The organism is Cupriavidus sp. HE11, from assembly GCF_056097175.1.
The window spans coordinates 2,321,874-2,341,890 of the sequence record NZ_CP184465.1 but is presented as its reverse complement, the minus strand read 5'-3'; the positions used below and the strand labels follow the sequence as shown (position 1 = coordinate 2,341,890).

The window sequence follows — 20,017 nt, the reverse complement described above, 5'->3', positions numbered from 1 at the left end:
TCAACATATCGTTTGCAGATCACTGATCGAACCCTCTCCACATTCCTCAAGCTCCACACGAAAGATCGTCCTTGAATTCTGTATCGATCAATCTAAAATACGTTCCATATCATTCGATACAGAATTCTGCTGCCATGGCACGACCCCGCCAATTTGACGCCCAAACCGCACTTTCCGCCGCGCAAGACGCGTTCTGGGCCAAGGGCTACAAAGCCACCTCGACCCGCGAACTGACGCAGGCGATGGGACTGACGCAACCTAGCCTCTACAACGCCTTTGGCGACAAACGCACACTGTTCCTGCAGGCGCTTGAGGGCTACCTGAACCACACGCTCCGCGAACGGATTGCGCGACTGGAAAGCACGCTTCCCCCGGCCCAGGCGTTAGAAGCATTCTTTGCCGAAAGCATCGAACGTGGCGCCTCCGACCCGCAGAATCGTGGGTGCATGCTGGTCAATACGGCGCTCGACGCATCGGCTGACGACCCTGAACTGGCGGCGATCGTTGCAGAGGAACTGACCACACTCGGCCACTTCTTCGAACGCACCATTCGCGCGGGCCAGGCCGACGGGAGCATCGACCCGACACTCGCTGCCAGGGACGCTTCGGCCACGCTGCTGTCGGTACAGATCGGCCTGCGCGTGATGTCTCGCGTCATGCCGGATCGCGCACTGCTCGAGGCATCCGTCAGACCCGTACTGGCTCTGCTCAGACGCAAGCCGCACGTCGCGACCTGACTTTTCCCTGAATAACGCTTCGTCTCTACGCGCGGCTACCGCCTGCGTGGGGCGGCGCTCGCCCAGAGGTATCACCCCATGTCACAAAACACAGTCACCACGCCAGTGCCAGACACCACGGACCGTGCGCTCGATGCGCGTGCGCTCCACGCGGCGCTGGCCGGACTCTGCGCAAGCCTTGTCGCCATAGGTCTTGCCCGCTTCGCCTATACGCCGCTGATTCCCTCGTTGATCCAGGCCCACTGGTTCAGCGCCGCAGACACCGTGGCACTCGGCGCAGCAAACTTCGCCGGATATCTCGCTGGCGCTGTGATTGGCCGCCCACTGGCGACCCGGCTGTCGAACCGCCATGCTTTACGTCTACTGATGGTGCTGGCGACCGCGGCATTCTTTGCGTGCGCAGTACCCGTGTCGGTAAGCTGGTTCTTCCTCTGGCGCTTTCTTTCTGGCCTGACGGGCGGCGCCATCATGGTGCTCGTGGCTACTGCGATCCTGCCGCATATTCCGCCGGGCCGGCGGGCGTTCGTTAGCGGGATGATCTTCCTGGGGCTTGGACTCGGTATTGCAGCATCGGGCACGCTGGTACCAGAGTTGCTCAAGCTTGGGCTGGGACAGACGTGGCTTGGACTTGGTGCCGTGTCATTGCTTCTGACTGCTGTCAGCTGGAAGGGGTGGCCCTCAGCCGATGTGCCAACCGGCATGCCGGCACCAACTGCGGCAGGCCACCGCCCTGCCGACCATGCACAGGGTTCCAGCCATCCAGCATTGCGCGTGTTGTACTTCCAGTACGCCGCAAACGCACTGGGATTGGTTCCAGCCATGGTGCTGTTGGTCGACTACGTCGCACGCGGTCTTGGCCAGGGTGCATCGGCCGGCGCGGGGTACTGGGTACTCTATGGCGTCGCAGCTATCGCAGGCCCGCTGCTTGCGGGTGCCATCGGTGGCAAGCTCGGATTCAGGAACGCCTATCGGCTTGCGATGTTGCTGCAAGGCCTGGCAGTGGGGTTGCTGGCCGTCTCCCACCACACGGTAGCCCTGTGGCTATCGACCATCGTCCTAGGCACCTTCACGCCAGGCATTGTGCCGCTTGTCTTGGGCCGAGTGCAGGAGATGTTGCCCCACAACGCGACGGCCCAGCGCGCCGCATGGAGCCGCGCCACCGTGGCGTTCGCGCTGTGTCAGGCGCTGGGTGGCTACGGCTATGCGTATCTGTTCGCGCAATCGCATGAGAACTACAGACTGATCTTCATGTGCGGCGCAGTGGCCATGGCAGTCGCATTTGTCACCGACTTCGCAGTACGGCAACCGAAGGCCGACTGACGACGCGCCCTCCCGAGACAGGCGCTCTCTGGCATTCGGCTCGGGTAGGCTGCGCACGGTATGGCTTTCCTCCAAGCGCACTGTTACCAGCTCTACCGGGTTCAGTCCAGGATCGAGACGGCTTCGCACGACCTCGGCCGACCGATTGCGCGCCCGATAGGACCGCCGAACGATGCCAGTTTCGCTTCCGCAGACCTCAGCAATGGCCAAAGCCGGCCAGCTAACCGACATTGCGTTCGGCAATGCTGAGCGTCTCAGAAGGGTCGCTTAGCGACGGTCACGGCCGTAGATGTAAGCCCGGCCAGATTGTTCGCCCTGGACGGCATGCGGTGGATTCATCTTTATGCAACTTTCCTGCATTTCGGTCAGCGGAAGCCCGTCTCTCACCGTGCCGGTTTTCGAACGATCGCGCGACTCTGGAAATGGCTGACCGTACGACAGTGAGCAAAGCCTGGACAGCATCATCTTTAATTGCTGTTTAGCCCGGCTGTCCTCCGGCACGCCCGTCAACCAGGTGGCGCTCGATCTCGGGTATGACAGCCCCAGCGCATTTCGACGATGTTCCGCAAGGCGCTGGGCGCGCCGGCATCGTCGTTTCTCCACGCAGCGCGCTAACGCCGCACCAGCGAACGGTGCGGCGGGCGTTTTGTGCGGGATGTTGCGGCCGATTTACTTCGCCGACATGACCTTGAAGCTGGTCATCAGGTTGCGGTAGTCGGGGATATGGTTGGCGAATAGCGTGCCGAGCCCTTCGATGTCGTTGCGCCAGTCGCGGTGCAGCTCGCAGGCCACGCCGAACCACGTCATCATCTGGGCGCCCGCATGGGCCATGCGATGCCACGCCGCGTCGCGCGTGATCGGATCGAACGTGCCCGATGCATCGCCTACGACGAACACGTCGAAGCCTTCGGCCAGGGCCGACAGCGCCGGAAAGGCAACGCAGACCTCGGTGACCACGCCGGCGATGATCAATTGCTTCTTTCCGGTGGCCTTGACCGCCTTCACGAAGTCTTCGTTGTCCCAGGCGTTGATCTGACCGGGACGCGGAATATATGGCGCTTCCGGAAACTGGGCCTTCAGCTCGGGCACAAGCGGGCCGTTGGGGCCCGTCTCGAAGCTGGTGGTCAGGATGGTCGGCAGCTTGAAGTACTTGGCCAGGTCGGCCAGTGCCAGGACATTATTCTTGAACTTGTCCGGGTCGATATCGCGCACCAGCGAAAGCAGACCCGCCTGGTGGTCCACCAGCAGTACGGCTGCGTCATTCTTGTCCAGGCGCTTGTAGGACGTTGTCATGGCTATCTCCTTGCACGGATGGGGTCACGCGTCTCGCAGACGCGTTGTTGGAAGCGTCGGCCGCTCCGGCGTCATCGCGATGACGGCACCGGAACGTGGAGCCATCATAGGTTCGCGGAAACCGGCGCAGTAGTGCCGTAAGATGCCGTCTGTGTTCTATGGGAGGAACAGTCATGGACGACCTCAACGACCTCTACTACTTCGTCAAGGTGGTCGACCATGGCGGGTTTACCCAGGCGGGTCTGGCGCTGGGGGCGCCCAAGTCAAAGCTCAGCCGGCGCATCGCTGCGCTGGAGGCCCGGTATGGCGTCAGGCTGCTGCAGCGATCGACGCGACACTTCTCGGTCACCGAGACCGGGCGCGAATTCTACGAACGCTGTATCGGCGTGCTGGTAGAGGCCGAAGCGGCGCGCGAGGTCATGGAGCGCGAGCGTTCCGAGCCGCAGGGCATTGTGCGCATGACCTGCCCGACGACGTTGCTCGAATACCGCGTGGCCGGACTGGTGGCGCAGTTCATGCTGGCCTATCCGAAGGTACAGGTGCATCTGGAGGCCACCAACCGCCGCGTGGACGTGATAGGCGAACGCCTGGACCTGGCGCTGCGCGTGCGCTTTCCGCCATTGGAAAACAGCGACCTGGTGATGCGCGTGCTGTCGGAGAGCCACCAGCGTCTGGTGGCGTGCCCCGCACTGATGGAAGGCCGCGCACCGCTACGCAATCCCGCTGAGCTGGCAGGCATGCCCAGCCTCGACTGGGGCCCGCCGCGCAGCCACGTCTGGCAACTGATCGGCCCGGAAGGACAATCGGCCGAAGTCCGGCACCAGCCCCGTTACGTCACCGACGACATGAGCGCGCTGCGCAAGGCGGCGCAGACCGGCGTCGGCATCGTACAGTTGCCTTGCATGGTGGTGGAGGGTGACTTGCGCAACGGCACGCTGATCGACGTGCTGCCCGGCTGGGCGCCAAGAGGCGGCATCATCCACGCGGTATTTCCGTCGCGCCGGGGGTTGATGCCGAACGTGCGCCTGCTGATCGACTACTTCGCCACCCACATCTACAAGGAATAGTGGCTCACCGCCAAGGCCAGCGTGAAATGTGTGGACACGCCCGGCGCGATGCCCCCCCCCGGGGCGAACAAGCCGCCGAAACGTGCCGGGGCGCCTCGCCACAAGCGAACGATGCCCGCTACTCAGGAAGAAGCCATGTCCGCGGGCACTGAGCCGGCCCACCAAGGCAAGGTTGAATCCACGGCCGCGACAGACAAATTGCGAGGGCAACTATTTCGGCCAGGACCTGCGAGACGCGACCATTGGATGCGAGGCGCCTCGCCATTCGCGCAAATGCACTCCTGGGATGCCCTAGGTGTAACGGGACCGACGGGGGAGGTATTCCGTCGACCATTTTTCCTTTCGCGGCACGAAAGCTAACCCATTCGCACGCCCCACGACGCCGAGACCCGGACCTGTCCGTCTCCACCTGCCGCCTCGGCGGTTATGACCTCCACGGAAGCTCCCCCGATAGCCGATTCTAGCGACGCCGCAACGCACCGCTACCCGACTGGAAAGGGGGTTTCGGCGTACGTCAGCGCACAGACATGCGGCACCGCCTTGGCCTGTGCAGCACCGCTAAGCGGCGTTCCGCGCCGTCGACCTAGAGGCCAATCTTGCCGTGCTTTGGCGAGTGGTCGTGCGGACGTCCAGCACGGTATTGCCGCGCACCACATATTCATTGATGTCGACACGGCGCTCCGGCTGCGCATCGGCGTTGCCCTGCGCCTGCACGGGGACGGCCGGCTCCGGCGTGGCCCCGTCGGCCTGTGCCAGCGCCATCCCGGGTACTCCCGGTGCTCCCAGTCCAATCACCCCCGCGCACACGACCCGCCAACGCGACGATGGTTAGTTGAAAAATATTGAACAACACGTGCGCGAGTTGCGCGGTTGTGTCCGGGCACCAATGCTTATAGTTCAGCACACACGGCGCCGAACCGAGAAGGATGACGGTGGCGGAATATCAAACAAACTGAACTATATTGCGCCGGACGTCTTGGCGCCTTTTGGAGAAAGAACACATGCCGGCGATCAGCGATTCCCAATGTCCCGACACTTCCGCCGCGAGCATCTGGGCGCAATGTCGCGCCGCGGTGCTGTTGACGATAGTCGGCGGTGCGATCGACACCATCGGTTTTATCGCGCTGCTCGGCTTCTTTACCGCCCACGTCACCGGCAACCTGGTGCTCGCCGGCGCAGCCTTTGTGAAGGGCGGCGCAGGGCTGTGGATCAAGCTCGGCGCGATTCCGCTGTTTATCGCCACCGTGATGGTTGCCAAGATCTGGATCGATCGCTGCAGCCAGACGCACAAGACGCTGGGCTGGCTGTTCGTGGCCGAGGCGATATTCCTGCTGGGATTTATGGGCGCGGGGCTGTATTTCTATCCGTTCAGCGACCCGGATGCCGTCGAGCTCGCGTTGGCCGGTGGTCTGGGCCTGATGGCGCTGGCGATCCGCAACACCTCGAGCAAGACGCTGACCAAGAGCATCAGCCCCAGCACAATGATGACCGGCAACACGACGCAATTCGGCATCGATCTGTCGAGCTACCTTCGCGCACCGACCCGCGAACATCGGGTGGCTGTCCTGAAAAGCGGCAGCATCGTGCTCGGCTTCGTGCTGGGTGCTTTCCTCGGTGCCGTGCTCTATATGCAGATCGGTTTCTGGAGCGTGCTGCCGTTTGTCGTGATCATCGCGTATCTGGCCAGCCTGTCCTTCCGCAATCAGTTCGTGTGAGCGCGTTCATGACTATCAACAAAAGCCGGCTCGAATCGTTCAGTGATGGTGTGATTGGCGTGAGCCTGACGCTGATGCTCTATCAGATCCAGTTTCCAACGGAATTCAACTGGAATGGGCTGCGTTCGGAAGCCCCTCATTTCTTTGGCTACGTGCTGAGCTTCATTTACGTCGGCATTTACTGGAATAACCATCACCACCTGTTCCAGCTGGTGCGCGGCATCAACGGCAAGGTGATGTGGGCGAATCTGCATCTGTTGTTCTGGCTGACGATGATCCCGATCACCACCACCTGGACGGGCAAATCGGATTTCTCGGCGATTCCGACGGCACTCTACGCCTTCGTACTGTTCATGTGCGCGATCGCCTATTGGATTCTGGAGCGCGTCATCATCGCAACGGAGGGAAAGGATTCTTCCCTAGCGGGCACCATCGGCAAAGATCTGAAGGGCAAGCTGTCGCTGGTCGTGTATGCGTTGACAGTTGGCGTGAGTTTTTTCAGCACCACCGCCGCAACACTCATGCTGATTGCAATGGCGGCATTCTGGTTCTTCCCCGATTCGCGGATCGAGAAATATCTCCTGCTGCATTGATCTGAACCCCGCAAGTCTTTGCCGGCGCTCACGACGATGCGGATCACTCGGTGTCCTGTCTCATAGTTAATGGGAAGCCAATGACAGAAGAATCAAGAGGTTACACAGGACTGTCTCAAACTAATTGAGCCGGATTCTCACGGTAACTGGGCAAATCGAGCGATCTGTCTCACAGTTAATGGGTACACGAAGGCGGACGATGGCTAATCAGTTGGTCTGCCCCTGCGACGGCTGCCGGACGCTTCCCTTACAAGTCCCCGAACTTTCATGCGTCGGAACAGCAATCCGCTCTAGGCAAATGCAGTACCGCGAACGACGAGCGAGATGCTTGCGGTGGCTCTTTCCGGCTGCGGATTCAACCGGTCGATGCAACACCTAGAATCTGTGTGAGCAGTGGAGGTGTTGCAAATGAAACAGAGGCCGAGGATCTATTATTCCGAGACGCAGAAGGCACTCATGTGGGATCGCTGGCGCAAGGGAGATACGATTCATGAGATCGCCAGGTTATTTGATCGCGGGCACTCTTCAGTCCAGAGGATCTTGTCGGACGCGGGAGGCATTCGACCAGCACAACGCCATCGCGCCGCGCGAGCGTTGACGTTTGCCGAGCGTGAGGAGATATCGCGCTCGCTGGCGTTAGGGCTTTCGATTCGGGCCATTGCATCGCGGCTGAATCGCGCTCCGTCTACCATTAGCCGTGAGCTGGAGCGCAATGGGGGGCGGCAGAGCTATCGCGCGAGCCAGGCCGACGCACTGGCCTGGGAGCGAGCGCGTCGCCCGAAGCTTTGTAAGCTTGTCAGGAACCGGGTGCTGGCGCGGGTCGTCGCCGGCAAGCTGAGGCTGCAGTGGTCTCCCGAGCAGATTGCGGGCTGGCTCAAGCATGTCTATGCGGTCAACAAGGACTACCAGGTGTCACACGAGGCGATCTATCGTAGCCTTTACATTCAGGCGCGTGGCGCTTTGAAGAAGGAGTTGCTGGAGCATTTGCGGCGCTCGAGAGTCATGCGTCGGTCGCGCCAGTACACAATGAAGACTGAGGGACGCACCAACATCGCGGACGCCGTCTCGATCAGTGAACGTCCTGCCACGGCCGAAGATCGTGCGATACCAGGGCACTGGGAGGGCGACCTGCTATTCGGCGACGCTAACAGCCAAATCGCAACGCTGGTTGAACGCCAGAGCCGGTTCGTGATGCTGGTGAAGACGGCTGGCAAGGATTCTGAGGCCGTGGTCAACGCGCTGATCAAGCACGTCAGGAAGCTGCCGCAGGAGCTCTACAAATCGCTGACGTGGGATCGGGGCACAGAAATGGCCGGGCACAAGCGCTTCACTGTGGCGACAAATATTCAAGTCTATTTCTGCGACCCTCAGCATCCCTGGCAACGCGGTTCGAATGAAAACACGAACGGGCTCTTGAGACAGTACCTTCCGAAAGGAACCGATCTCTCGGTCTATTCGCAAGCCAAGCTCAATGCCATTGCCCGGCGGCTCAACGAACGCCCGCGCAAGACACTAAACTTCGATACACCGGCTGAACGATTCCATCAAGCTGTTGCGTTGACCGGTTGAATCCGCAGCCATGAGCGGCCATTGCACTTTGGTCGGCGAGCGTCAGCCATGCAGACATGAACCGACGCTGGCTCGAGTGGTGGCCATCGAGCCAGCGTGCGCCCTTGTGGATAACCCGCCTCACGTGACCCCGCGCCCCGGGAAAGAATGTAATGGCATGGATGGACCGCCTATTCCTTCGTGGGGTGATGCTTTCCCCAACCCATATAGTCATTCCGCATCTGAGTCGCCTCGTCAGCGTCCCGCGCCTCAAAGACCTTCAGTAACTTGGGCTTCTTCCATTCCGGAGGGTCCAGATTCACAAATTTTCCTTCTTCGCACAGAAGCACCGAATAGGAATCGCCGTTCTCGTTGAAGAATTCCCAAAGCTCGAATTTATTTGGCATGCTGCCTCCTCAAGGTACAAACGCCTTACCGCCCATGATGTCAATGTCAACTCGCTCATCGCGCTTGCCACCATCTTCGTTTTCTTTCCGTATTTCCGGGTTGTAAAAGGAGCGCTGATACATCGCATCCACACCTCCCGCCTTCCCGGTTGATAATACGAACTTCTTGGCATCCTTAATTGCCTGACTTCTGGTGCTACGCTGCTTGTTATTCATACGCGCCTCGATTCGCTCCAGCGCTTGAAGACCCCATTCCACGGTCGGTGGGCTTAGTTGGGGCCCCCACGTTTCGGCATCTCCCACGCCCGGATCACGATATCCAGCGCCTTGCGCCTGGATCTTTCCGCGATGGATATTCTCCTTCACCTTTGACCGACAGTAGTCGATGGCACGCTGGGTCGCCATGGCCAGCCATTGGCCGGGCGTCTTCTCTCCACTGAGCCCGGGCACCAGATCCTGCAGAGGATTGGGCGTGTATGTGCCCGGTGCCGAGCCACCGCCTCCATAGATCGGCGGTGAAGGTGCCGGTACCCCTTGTGCATGTGCCGACGGCAACAACCATTTGAATAGCTTGGCGATCCAGCCAAACCACGACGCAAAGGGATTGGCACCGGCATTGTCGGCCCCGGATTCTGCCTTTGCCATCGTCATGGCCGCCGTCTCAGGCGCCTCCGGTGTAGTCAGAGACTCGCCGTTATATAGAACATCGATCAGGCGATGGGCCGCATCATAGACGTAGTTTGTCACGTCTCCTTGCGGACTAGTAACCTGAATCTTTTGCCCTATCGCATCGTAGACGTACGCAGTCACGTTCTCCCCGAATACATACTGCGTCACCCGACCTCGGGAGTCGTACACATACTTGAGCGTGTCTCCGTCAATGTTCACCGCCTCAAGCAAACGGCCGGATGGATCGTACGCCAGTGCCCGCGCCGTCCGCGTGCCGTCTGTTGCCGTCAGCAGATTTCCCTGTGCATCGTAAGTCAGGCTCCATTGTTTGGCGATCGCACCGTCCTCTACCTCAGTTAGCGCCGTCATCAGCCCATTGGTGTCATAGCCATAGCTGTTGCTGGACACCGCGCCCGATGGCGCTGCGTTGAGCCCTTGGCTGCCGTTGGCGTCGGCTGTGGGAAACCACCCATGGGCGGTCATTTGACCCATCCCGTCGTAGGTGAAATAGTCGACCCGCCCGGGCGCAGCCACCTTCAGCGGCAGATTCCACGTCGGATGCCACTCGGTGGTAGTAGTTTTTGCGTCGGCCGTGCCGTAGCCTTCGACCCGCTGGGTTTCACGGCCGAGCGCGTCGTAGCTGTAGCGCGTGTCATTCCCGTTCCGGTCGATAGTGCGGCTGACGTTGTTGCCGGCGTCATACTGGACGGTGTTGAATGGATCGCCGACGGGGCTGGACCCTGATGCCCCGGTCGGCTGTCGCAGTTTGCCAGCCAATTGGTAGTTGAAGCTAACTGCCTGGTGTCGAAAGGAAGCGCTTTGCACTCTACGTGGACATAGCCACCGCGAAAATTCAATTGTTTCGATTGACTTGATTAGCCAACTCAATTGGAATCTGTCGCCGTTATCCGGTTTTATTGGCGCCGCCCGCGACTGGTGGCGCAGATATTGGCGTTCGGGGTAAATCGGCGCCTGCGCAAAGCGGCCAGCGCCTTCCCATTTCGGGATGACGCAGCGGGTTATTCACCAAAAATATCAGCGCGATATTGACGATAATCAATTCAATATCGATAAGGGATCACCGAGGAAAAGCGGCAGGCTTGTTGACGGATTCGCCGAAGAGAATGGAGAGCCACTTGGGCCGTCCAGAAAGAAATTGAGCCGTCTTGAAGACGGCTCGGATCCCCGCGTACTTGTTGCAACGCAACTGTTCCATAACCGGCGCCTCTGCGGGCGGCCATGAAAGCCTGCCGGAACAAGTTGGCTGCCGGCCCGCGGTGACCCCTCCGGTCACATATGCATTCCCAACGTGTTCAGCCGGGCCAGCGAGATGACATTCTGGCGATGAAATATTTCGGAAATAAGAAGCTGGTGAGCCGCCAAAAGCACAATTGCATGAATCTCGAGACAAGCGCAACTTCCGGCGCAGTGGCCGATCAGTAGAATGAACCGACCTTACCGGGGAGCCGACATGAAACGTGATCCAGGCGTATCAACAGAGACCACGGCTGAGGGGCTTGCAGCCCTGATCTATCACATTGCCCATGGCGCCAGCCAGGGCCAGCTCGACCCCGAATTCGTGCGCAAGCTATGCAAGCGCGTGGACAAGGAAATCGAGGCCATGGAGGACACCGACAAGCTCACGGCGCCCGACCGTGACCGGCTGCACCATGCCGTGCAGACCCTGCGCGCCACGGCCGATGCCGAGGAAGGCGCATTGCTGACCCGGGCGCTGGAACGGCTGCGTTCGGTCGATGCCGAGGCCAGCAAGGCGAACCCGGCAGGCCACCCCGCGGACAGCGCGGCAGCCTGAAGCTGTCCTGAGGACGATGCAAGGCGGGCGCAGCGGTGTGCAAGGCGCGCCAGCATACGGAATTCCGCTGGCATCCCGCCAACGCGCGCCCCAATGCAGAATGCAGAACGCAGAACGCCCCTCCTCCCGCCAAGCCGGGTGAGGGGCGTTTGTTATCCGGCAGGTGCGGGGGGAAAGGCCCCGTCTGCCGGTTGTCTCCCTGCCTTAGAAGCGGTGACGGATACCGACCACGGCGCCGGTCTGGTTGGCACCCGGGGTCACCGGAGCCGAGCTGCTCATCGACAGTGCCGACGAGTCCTTGTTCTTCGTGTAGGCGACGTTCAGGTAGACGTCGGTACGCTTCGAGAACGAGTAGTCGGCCGACAGCACGAACATCCACGGGTCATTGCCGCTGTTATGCGCGTCCTGGTAGTAGGCAGCGCCCGTCAGCGACAGGGCCGGCGTCACGCGGTACAGACCACCCAGCCAGTACACGTTGTTGCGCGACGAGGCAGCCGTTGCGCTCGACGTGCCGTCATCACGCATCCAGCGGTAGCCGGCGAACAGCTTGGCAACGCCCAGGTCGTACGAACCGCCAACGGCCCAGCGCTTGACGGCGCGGTCGTCGGTGGCAATGGTGTTGCCCTGGTACTGGTCGTAGGCGGTGCCCACCGAGAACGCGCCTGCCGAGTAGGCCAGGCCGGCGCCGAAGTTGCGGCCAACCTTGTAGTTGCCCGGCACTTCCGTGCTGCCCGACACGGTCGAATCGCGACCCGTGCTGTAGAAGGCGGTACCGGTCAGGCCACCGAACTTGCCCGTGTACTTGATGGCGTTGTCGGCGCGACCGTTGAAGGCCGAATCAACCGAGTTCAGCGAGTACTTCGGGCCAACGCCCATCGGGTCGTAGGCACCGAACAGGTCGTACAGCGAGTTCTGTTGACGACCCAGCGTCACGGCGCCGAAATTGCCTTGCAGGCCGACGAAAGCCTGGCGGCCGAACAGGCGGCTGCCCTGGCCCGACGTGCCGGTGTCGACGTCGAAGCCCGATTCCAGGGTGAAGATGGCCTTCAGGCCGCCACCGAGGTCTTCGGCGCCACGCAGGCCCCAGCGCGAACCGGACATGTTGCCCGAGCTCACCATCGCCTTGCTGCCCGTGGCTGCCGGCGGCGTGCCCGAGTGGTTGGCGAACTCGATGCCGGCGTCGACGATGCCGTACAGCGTCACGGAGGTGTTGGACTGTGCCGATGCAACGCCGGAAATAGCGCAGGTACCCGCTGCCGCCAGAGCAAATAGTGCTTTCTTCACTGTGAGTTTCTCGTATTTGTTAAGACATTGAGATGCTTCCCCGTCACTATTCCAGAACGGGGCTACGAGATCGCACTGCCGCTTTCCGAAACGATGACCTGTGGGGGCAGGCGAATTGTTTCAGCTGAATATGAAATCCATGTGTCTGTTGCATCTCTGCAACGGATTGGCACCCCCTACTTCAGTGGGAGTTTTGGCGGATGGCAGCGAAGAATGCGGGTTTTCCCCACCCGCCTTTTGGTAGGATGCACACTTTTCCGTGAAAGGCATTTGACAGGTCCGTGACGGTGCGCACCGGCCCTGCCTCGCCTTGCGTCAATGCGCCTGGATTCCTACAAGACCTATATCGCCCCACGGCTTGCCCAGTTCAGGCAGCACCTGCGCCGGCCCACCCGCCGCACGGTACTGCTGGCCCTGGCCGCCGCCCCGGCGCTGTTCCTGCTGTACCTGCTGCTGCTGATCCCGTTTACGCCCGGCATCAGCGACATCCGCAAGGCCAAGTCCGAGCAGCCGGCCCAGGTGCTGTCGGCCGATGGCAAGGAACTGGCCGTCTACCGCTGGGCCAACCGCGACTGGGTCAAGCTGGCCGATATCTCGCCCAATGTCGTCAATGCGCTGATCGCCACCGAGGATCACCGCTTCTACCAGCACTTCGGGCTGGACTGGCGCCGGACCGCATCGGCGGCGCTGCACACGTTCTCGGGCAACCGCCAGGGCGGATCGACCATCACCCAGCAGCTGGCGCGCAACCGCTATCCCGACGAGATCGGCCGGGCCCCGACGCTGACGCGCAAGCTCAAGGAAGCCGTCACCGCGCTGAAGATCGAGGCGCTCTATTCCAAGGACGAGATCCTCGAGACGTACCTGAATACGGTGCCGTTCCTGTACAACGCGTTCGGCATCGAGATGGCCGCGCGCACGTATTTCGACAAGTCCGCCCGCCAGCTTGACGTGCTGGAAGCCGCCACGCTGATCGGCATGCTCAAGGGCAACAGCTACTACAACCCGGTGCTGAACCCGCAGCGCGCGCTGGAGCGCCGCAACATCGTGCTGGCGCAGATGGTCAAGTACGGCAAGCTCGACGCCGGCCGCTACCAGACGCTGTCCAGGCGTCCGCTGCGCATCGATTTCGAGCGCCAGGTAGAGGAACCGGGCCCGGCTGCCCACTTTGCGCAGCAACTGCGCAAGTGGCTGATCTCGTGGGCCGACAGCAACGACTACAACCTGTACACCGACGGCCTGGTCATTCATACGACCATCGACGCGCGCCTGCAGGCCATGGCCAACCAGGCGCTGGCGCGCCAGGGCAACCAGCTGCAGTCGATTGCCAATGCCGCCTGGGCGCCCCGCGCCGGCTGGGCCGAAAGCCGCGGCCTGGTGCAGCAGTTCGTGCGCGAAACGCCCGAGTACCGCGCCGCCGTGGCCGGCGGCCAGACCGATGCCGACGCGCTGAACCACCTGATGCGCGACAACGCGTTCATGCTGACCCTGCGCCAGAACAAGACCCGCGTGCAGGCCGGCTTCATGGCGCTGGACCCCGCCACCGGCGAGATCCGTGCCTGGGTGGGCAGCCGCGACTTTACCGTGGACGCCTTCGACCACGTGGCCCAGGCGCGCCGCCAGCCCGGCTCCACGTTCAAGCCCTTTGTCTACGGCGCCGCGTTCGCGCGCGGGCAGAGCCCCGACGAAACGTTTATCGACCAGCCCGTGGAGATCAAGCTCGCCGGGGGCGAAATCTGGCGCCCGACCGACGAATCGGCTGCCACCGGACGCGCGATGAGCCTGCGCGACGGCCTGGTCTACTCGAAGAACACCATCACGGCGCAACTGGTGCAGAACCTGGGTGCAGACCGCGTGGCACGGCTGGCCCGTGCCATGGGCGTGCGCGACAGCAAACTGGAGGAAGTGCCATCTCTGGCGCTGGGCACGAGCCCGGTCACGCTCAAGGAAATGGTCAGCGCGTATGGCACGATCGCCAATGGCGGCCAGTACATCGCGCCATCGATGATCACGCACATCACGGACCGCGATGGCAAGGAACTGGCCCGCTTCCGTCCCGCATCGGCGGAGCGCGCACTGTCTGCCACCGCCAACGACACGCTGCTGGACGTGATGCGCGACGTGGTCGATCGCGGTACCGGCACGGCCATCCGCACGCGCTACGGCATTCGCGCCGACGTGGCCGGCAAGACCGGTACGACCCAGGACAACGCCGACGGCTGGTTCATCCTGATGCATCCGCAACTGGTCGCCGGTGCGTGGGTGGGATTCAACGACAGCCGCGTGACGCTGCGCAGCGACTACTGGGGCCAGGGTGCGCACAGCGCCCTGCCCATGGTGGGCGATTTCTTCCAGCACGCCCTGCGCGCCCGCATCGTCGATCCGCGCGCGCGGTTTGCCGAAGTCGACGAGAAGACCTGGTATTCGGGGCTGACCGAAACGGTGCGCGGCTGGTACCAGAAGCTGTTCGCCTCGAACAAGAAGGATGACAGCGCGCCGCTGCCGCGCCCGGCACCGCGCCGGCCAGCGCTGCCGGCCACCGACGCCGACGCCATGCCGCCGGCTTCGGCGCCGGCAACCACTGCATCGGCGGACAACAGCATGGCGCTCGATCCCGGTGAAGTCGTGGAGGCCTCGCCGACAGGCGGACCCGGTGGGCCGGGCGGCCATGAGGTGGAAGCATCGAGCGAGCCATCGGCACTGCCCCTGACGCCATTCCCGGCACCCTCCTCGGCGCCCGCAGCCGCCTCGGCACCCGCGCCGCTCTGAGGCGCCTCCCCTGCCGCGTGCGGGCAGGGGGCGCGCATCCGTCCGACCTGATTTACTTCGCGATCCTGAGCCGGCCGCGATGCAGCGCGCGCAGCGATGCATCGGACAGCGACAGCGGCGGTTCCGGCGACGGGCGGGCCAGCAGGTAGCCCTGGGCCAGGTCGATACCCAGGTCACGGCACACCAGCAAATCCTCTTCGCGCTCGATCCCCTCGGCAATCAGCCGCGTGCCGGCCGTGCGAGCCAGCTTGCATAGCGCCTGCAGCGCCTCGCGCTGAAACGGCGACGACGCCACGCCGTCGATGATGACGCGCGCAATCTTCACGTAATCGGGCTGCAGGGCGATCCATTGCCCCAGGCTGGCGTGTCCCGTGCCATAGTCGTCCAGCGCGAATTGCGCCCCACGGCTGCGGATCGAGAACACGGCCTTGGCCAGCGTTTCCAGCGGCCCCAGCGGCGCCTGTTCGGTCAACTCCAGCACGATGCGGTCAGACTGCAGCCCCTGCGCCTGCAGGAACGTGCGTACGTCGTCGCGGGTGTCCTCGATATCGCGGATCGAATCGGCGCTGTAGTTCAGGAACAGCTTGCCGGGGAGGTCGAATTCCATGAACGCGCGGATCGAGATACGCGCGGCCAGCCGTTCGAGTTCCACGTGCTTGCCTACGCGTGCCGCTTCGGCAAACAGCGCGACAGGGCTCTCCAGCGGCGTTCCCATCGGGCCGCGGATCAGTGCCTCGTATCCAAACACATCGCCCGTGACGAGCGAGCCGATCGGCTGGAAAACCGGCCGCAGCAGTTGTTGTTCGAGGCAATCGGCTATGGATGGCGTCAGGGGTCGCGACAAGGCTTGCACTCAAACTGGCTAGGAATCGTTCTTGTACGAATCATGCAGTGGGCCGATGCCACTCCCACTGCTGAACTATCGGCAAGACCCGGCCCGACTTGAGACATCGCACGTACTGCTTTGGGAGGGTAAGTGTCTCCCCCGCCCCTTCCTGACAGACCCCGAAATCCCCCTGAAAGCTCCCTGTATCGGCCCTGAACGCGGCCTAGACCAGCCCGATATCGCGCGGCCGGCTGCCCGGAAAGACCTGCGCCAGGCGGCTGTCGTCCAGCCCGTAGAGCCTGCGGAACAGCCCGCCCAGCACCATCCGGTAGTCGTTGAGCACCGGATAGTCGCGGTTCTGGTTCAGGCTTGACTGGGCAACGGCAACCTGTTCGCCCACGATGCGCCCGCCCCGCACGTTGCCGCCCGCCACCCAGTAGACCGTGCCGTGGCCGTGGTCGGTGCCGCGCGTGCCGTTCTCGCGAAAGGTGCGCCCGAACTCGGAGATCGCCACCACGGTGGTATTGCGCCACGCCGGCCCCATTTCCTCCGAAAACCCGGCAATGCCACGCCCCAGGTTGTCCAGCAGATTGGCCAGCTGACCCTGTGCGCCGCCCTGGTTGACGTGCGTGTCCCAGCCGCCCACGTCGATAAAGCCAAGGTTGAATTTCTCGCGCATCAGACCGGCCATGCGGCGGGCCTCCTGCTCGAATCCGCGCGCCGTCAGCGCCCGCCGGTTGGCCGCCTGCATCTCCTGCATGCGACCGGACATGGTTTCGCTCGCCGCGCCGTCGCTGGCCGCGCGCATGGCCGCCTCGTGCTTGCGCATGGCCTCGGCCTGCTCGGCCACGGTCTGGCGCAGGTCGAAACCTTCGGCGATCAGTGACTCGAAGCGCGTGCCCTTGTACATCTGCGCCAGCGTTTGCGTCTGGTGCGCATCGAACGGTGCGCGGCCGGTGCCCTTGAGCGAGACGTTCGGCACATTTGCCGTACCGGACAACACCATCGGCAAGCCATCGGTGAACGCCACCGGTGCCGCCTGCCCGCCCATGGCCTGCGTCAGGCGGTTCAGGAAGCCGCTGCCTTTGGGTGCGCCTTCGCCATGGCCGTCGCCGGCCAGGCCCGCCTCGATGCCGTCCTGGGTTTCAAAGTGACTGCGCGACATGTCGCTGGTGCCCGCAAACGGCACGAACGCAAGCTGCTGGCGCTGCCACATCGGCAACACCGTCGCACCCAGCGCCGGATGCAGCGCCCAGGCATCGGCCCCCAGCGCCAGGGCGGCTGCGGGGTCAGGCGTGGCGCCCTGCGCCACCGGCGGCCGGATGGCGATATTGGGGCGCGACGCGTAGTAGAAATCGCTCCCGGCCGGCACCAGCACATTGGCCGCGTCATAGCCGCCGCGCAGGAATACCAGCAGGAAGCGCGCATCGGCCTGTGCCGGCAACGCGAACACGCGCGATGTCACGGTCGGCAGCGTCAGCGCAAGGCCGGCGCCGCCCATCGCCCTGAGCCAGTGGCGTCGATTCATGATTGCCCCTCTTGTTGGATTGCCATCGCGGTTGCCCTATCGCTGCATCCATTCCGGCGAACTGAGCAGCACGGCATTCCATTCTTGCTGCGAACCCGCCTGGCCCAGCGCCTGGCGCGTGGCCGTGCCCAGCGTGCCCTCGATGGTGTCGTAGAACATGCGGTTGTTCGGCATCGGGAAGCCGCGCTGCGCGGCGGGCTGCCCGCTCTCGTCCGAGAACAGTCCGGCCGGCCCGCTGCCGATGGTGCGCGCGATCTCGAAACGCTTGACCAGCTGGCCCGAGCTGGCCCATGCGCTTTCGCTCAGCGGATAGCCATCGGGCGCCACGTGGCCGTAGAGAGGCTCGCCAAGCTGGTTCAGCCAGTTGATCATCGGACGCAGGTTCGACACCGGCCGGCCGTCGTAGGCCAGCCGCATCGACGACACCACGAAGACCATCGGGTCCTTGAACTTGCGCGCACCTTCGGCGGCCGACTGGTCGAACCAGTGCGACAGGAACATCGTGTGCAGCACCGCGCCGATATCGCCATCGGTGCGCGTGAACGTCGCGGCCATCTGCACCACGAGCTGCGGCGGCGGATTGTCGGAGACGAAGTAGGTAGCCAGCTTTGCCGACACAAAGCGCGCCGTGGCCGGCTCGCGCGCCAGGATCGACACGGCCTGTTCCACCTCGGCAAACCCGCGCGGATCGATGGCATGGCCCAGCAGCGTCTTGGCCCCGAAGTCGTGGCGGTTCGGATTGAACTCGAACAGGCCATCGCTACGGTACAGCGCCGCGCGCTCGGCAGACAGCCGGGGGGGCTCGCCGCGCACGTTGATGCCAAGCCCGGTCAGCACGCGCGCCAGCTCCTGCACGTCCTGCTGGGTATAGCGCGACCCGCTCGGGCCGCCCGACACGCCCAGCGTATGCAGCTCCATCAGCTCGCGCGCGTAGTTCTCGTTGATGCGATTGGCCGCGCTCTGGGCGTTGTCCAGGTATTCGAGCATGGCCGGCGACGTCACCGTGGCCATCAGCAGGTCGCGGAACTTGCCCAGCGCATGCGGCCGGATCGCGCGCGCCTCGAAATCGGCCAGCGCGTAGCGGACCTGCCCCTTGCCCGAGTAGACGTTGAAATGGTTCAGCCAGAACCAGGTCATCTGCTCGCGCAACTGCGCGGGCGAATAGAGCGCGCGCAGCAGGTGGCGGCGGCCGGTATCGATCACAAGATCGCGCCCCTGGCGGTTCAGCGCTTCGCGGGCCTGCTGCTTTTCGGTCTCGTCGGTCAGCGCCTGGATGCGCTGGCGCTCGGCGCGCAGGGCCTGGGTCCGCTGCAGCGCATCGCCCTGGCTGACCGGCAGGGCAGCAATGGCCTGGGCCAGCGGCGGCGGATCCGCCAGCGGCATCCTGATCTGTTCGTCGAGATAGCGCCGCCTTCCGATGGCCTGCAGCCGTTGCACGCTGGCCTGGTCGGCGCCAAAGCTGATGGTGTTGAGCCAGCGCAGGTCTGCCGACGACAGCTTGCCATGCGGCACCGCATCATTGGGCACCGTCGACGCACAGGCAGCCAGCGCCGCCGACATCGCCAGCGCTGCCAGCCATGCCAGCAAACCCGGCACCCGCCAATGCCGCAACCTGCCGAACTGTCGGTCTTCCATAGGCCCATGTCCCCTTTGTCGTGCGCCGTGCGTCTTGCGTACACATCGCGTGCCGGAATGCCGGTTTGACGTCTGGCGCGCCGCTTGGTTGACCGCCCTGCCCCCACAGTCTGTTACCAAAACTTTCCCGCCGGGCCGCACGAACATCCGCAAATCTATTTTGCATACAATTTACGGATACAATGAACGGCACAACCAGCCCGGGCGAACCGCCCCGGGCCAGGCTCAACCAGAATCATCACGGAGGACAGACATGACCGCACACGCCGCCACCTCGCAGCACATTCCCGCACTGGCACCGCTCGAGCAGTATCTGGAAGCCCATCGCACGGGCAAGGCCGAGTACATCTTCCAGGCGTTCCACGCCGATGCCCGCATCATTTCGTTCCGCGACGGCGCCCTGCATTCGCTGACGGTGGACGAATTCTCGAAGCGCTTCCAGGGCCAGCCGCAGCCAGACGAGGCCCAGCGCCGCCGCCATATCGCCAGCTTCGACGTGGTGGGCAACGCCGCCACGGCCAAGATCGTGCTGGACTACCCCGAGGTGACGTTCACCGACTATATGAACCTGCTGCAGATCGATGGCGTGTGGAAGATCGCCAACAAGACGTTCAGCGCGGCCCCCAAGACCAGGTAAGCACCCCGCCGGGATCGGCACCGCCCTGTCATCGTCGCGTCACAGAGCCCCGTGACAATGCGCGACGATGACAGGCGCGGGAGCCTGCGTAGCCGGTTTTGCGGCAGCGCAGCGCAAATATTCCTTGACGCCTGATTTTTCGGCACTTCAATGAAAACGTTTTCATCCTGAAGTGC

17 protein-coding genes are annotated in these 20,017 nt (G+C 63.1%); 9 read left to right on the top strand and 8 right to left on the bottom strand.

From position 1 onward, the window contains the following. Positions 1-134 precede the first annotated feature (134 nt). Together ACOABP_RS27855 and ACOABP_RS27850 are read left to right on the top strand one after the other, a co-directional pair. The gene (locus ACOABP_RS27855; RefSeq protein WP_474229032.1) at positions 135-737 is read left to right on the top strand and encodes a TetR/AcrR family transcriptional regulator; all 603 of its coding nucleotides are present in this window, start codon (positions 135-137) and stop codon (positions 735-737) included. 78 nt (positions 738-815) lie between these two features. Further along, complete coding sequence (locus tag ACOABP_RS27850) at positions 816-2,057, top strand: YbfB/YjiJ family MFS transporter (RefSeq protein ID WP_474229031.1); 1,242 nt, start codon at positions 816-818, stop codon at positions 2,055-2,057. A gap of 669 nt (positions 2,058-2,726) precedes the next feature. Here the strand turns inward: ACOABP_RS27850 and ycaC are convergent. Continuing rightward, positions 2,727-3,350, bottom strand: coding sequence for an isochorismate family cysteine hydrolase YcaC (ycaC, locus tag ACOABP_RS27845; RefSeq protein WP_066741837.1), 624 nt, complete (start codon positions 3,348-3,350; stop codon positions 2,727-2,729). A 173-nt stretch (positions 3,351-3,523) separates the two neighbouring features. Between ycaC and ACOABP_RS27840 the strand changes: the two genes are divergently transcribed. Continuing rightward, complete coding sequence (locus ACOABP_RS27840; RefSeq protein WP_474229030.1) at positions 3,524-4,417, top strand: LysR substrate-binding domain-containing protein; 894 nt, start codon at positions 3,524-3,526, stop codon at positions 4,415-4,417. A gap of 558 nt (positions 4,418-4,975) precedes the next feature. Here ACOABP_RS27840 and ACOABP_RS27835 read toward each other — a convergent pair. Further along, on the bottom strand, positions 4,976-5,179 hold the full coding sequence (locus tag ACOABP_RS27835; RefSeq protein ID WP_474229028.1) for a hypothetical protein: 204 nt from the start codon (positions 5,177-5,179) through the stop codon (positions 4,976-4,978). 239 nt (positions 5,180-5,418) lie between these two features. On the opposite strand from ACOABP_RS27835, the gene ACOABP_RS27830 reads away from it, so the two are divergent. The 3 genes from ACOABP_RS27830 to ACOABP_RS27820 all read left to right on the top strand — a co-directional run bounded on the left by ACOABP_RS27830 (position 5,419) and on the right by ACOABP_RS27820 (position 8,294). Beyond that, entirely contained in the window at positions 5,419-6,132 is a 714-nt protein-coding gene (locus ACOABP_RS27830) for a YoaK family protein (RefSeq protein WP_474229026.1), read from the top strand. An 8-nt stretch (positions 6,133-6,140) separates the two neighbouring features. Then, the gene (locus ACOABP_RS27825) at positions 6,141-6,725 is read left to right on the top strand and encodes a TMEM175 family protein (RefSeq protein ID WP_066741993.1); all 585 of its coding nucleotides are present in this window, start codon (positions 6,141-6,143) and stop codon (positions 6,723-6,725) included. Between the two features lie 408 nt (positions 6,726-7,133). After that, positions 7,134-8,294, top strand: coding sequence for an IS30 family transposase (locus ACOABP_RS27820; protein ID WP_474226859.1), 1,161 nt, complete (start codon positions 7,134-7,136; stop codon positions 8,292-8,294). A 170-nt stretch (positions 8,295-8,464) separates the two neighbouring features. Here the strand turns inward: ACOABP_RS27820 and ACOABP_RS27815 are convergent, their stop codons facing one another. Continuing rightward, positions 8,465-8,680: a hypothetical protein gene (locus ACOABP_RS27815; protein ID WP_474229024.1), complete on the bottom strand. Its 216-nt coding sequence runs from the start codon at positions 8,678-8,680 to the stop codon at positions 8,465-8,467. Positions 8,681-8,689: 9 nt separating this feature from the next. Beyond that, positions 8,690-10,126, bottom strand: coding sequence for an RHS repeat domain-containing protein (locus ACOABP_RS27810; RefSeq protein WP_474229022.1), 1,437 nt, complete (start codon positions 10,124-10,126; stop codon positions 8,690-8,692). Between the two features lie 694 nt (positions 10,127-10,820). Here ACOABP_RS27810 and ACOABP_RS27805 point away from each other — a divergent pair. Then, complete coding sequence (locus ACOABP_RS27805; protein WP_474229020.1) at positions 10,821-11,162, top strand: hypothetical protein; 342 nt, start codon at positions 10,821-10,823, stop codon at positions 11,160-11,162. Between the two features lie 204 nt (positions 11,163-11,366). On the opposite strand, the gene ACOABP_RS27800 is transcribed toward ACOABP_RS27805, so the two are convergent. After that, positions 11,367-12,446 (bottom strand): porin, encoded by a 1,080-nt coding sequence (locus tag ACOABP_RS27800; RefSeq protein ID WP_474229019.1) that lies wholly within the window; start codon positions 12,444-12,446, stop codon positions 11,367-11,369. 318 nt (positions 12,447-12,764) lie between these two features. On the opposite strand from ACOABP_RS27800, the gene ACOABP_RS27795 reads away from it, so the two are divergent. Beyond that, the gene (locus tag ACOABP_RS27795) at positions 12,765-15,215 is read left to right on the top strand and encodes a penicillin-binding protein 1A (protein WP_474229017.1); all 2,451 of its coding nucleotides are present in this window, start codon (positions 12,765-12,767) and stop codon (positions 15,213-15,215) included. A gap of 52 nt (positions 15,216-15,267) precedes the next feature. Here the strand turns inward: ACOABP_RS27795 and ACOABP_RS27790 are convergent, their stop codons facing one another. The 3 genes from ACOABP_RS27790 to ACOABP_RS27780 form a co-directional block, all read right to left on the bottom strand. Then, positions 15,268-16,059 (bottom strand): EAL domain-containing protein, encoded by a 792-nt coding sequence (locus ACOABP_RS27790; protein ID WP_474229015.1) that lies wholly within the window; start codon positions 16,057-16,059, stop codon positions 15,268-15,270. 205 nt (positions 16,060-16,264) lie between these two features. Beyond that, positions 16,265-17,569, bottom strand: a complete 1,305-nt coding sequence (locus tag ACOABP_RS27785) for a DUF1501 domain-containing protein (protein ID WP_474229013.1) — start codon at positions 17,567-17,569, stop codon at positions 16,265-16,267. Positions 17,570-17,605: 36 nt separating this feature from the next. After that, the gene (locus ACOABP_RS27780) at positions 17,606-19,204 is read right to left on the bottom strand and encodes a DUF1800 domain-containing protein (protein WP_474229012.1); all 1,599 of its coding nucleotides are present in this window, start codon (positions 19,202-19,204) and stop codon (positions 17,606-17,608) included. 253 nt (positions 19,205-19,457) lie between these two features. Between ACOABP_RS27780 and ACOABP_RS27775 the strand changes: the two genes are divergently transcribed. Continuing rightward, a complete protein-coding gene (locus ACOABP_RS27775; protein WP_474229011.1) occupies positions 19,458-19,841 on the top strand; it encodes a nuclear transport factor 2 family protein in 384 nt (127 codons plus the stop codon). Positions 19,842-20,017: the final 176 nt, after the last annotated feature.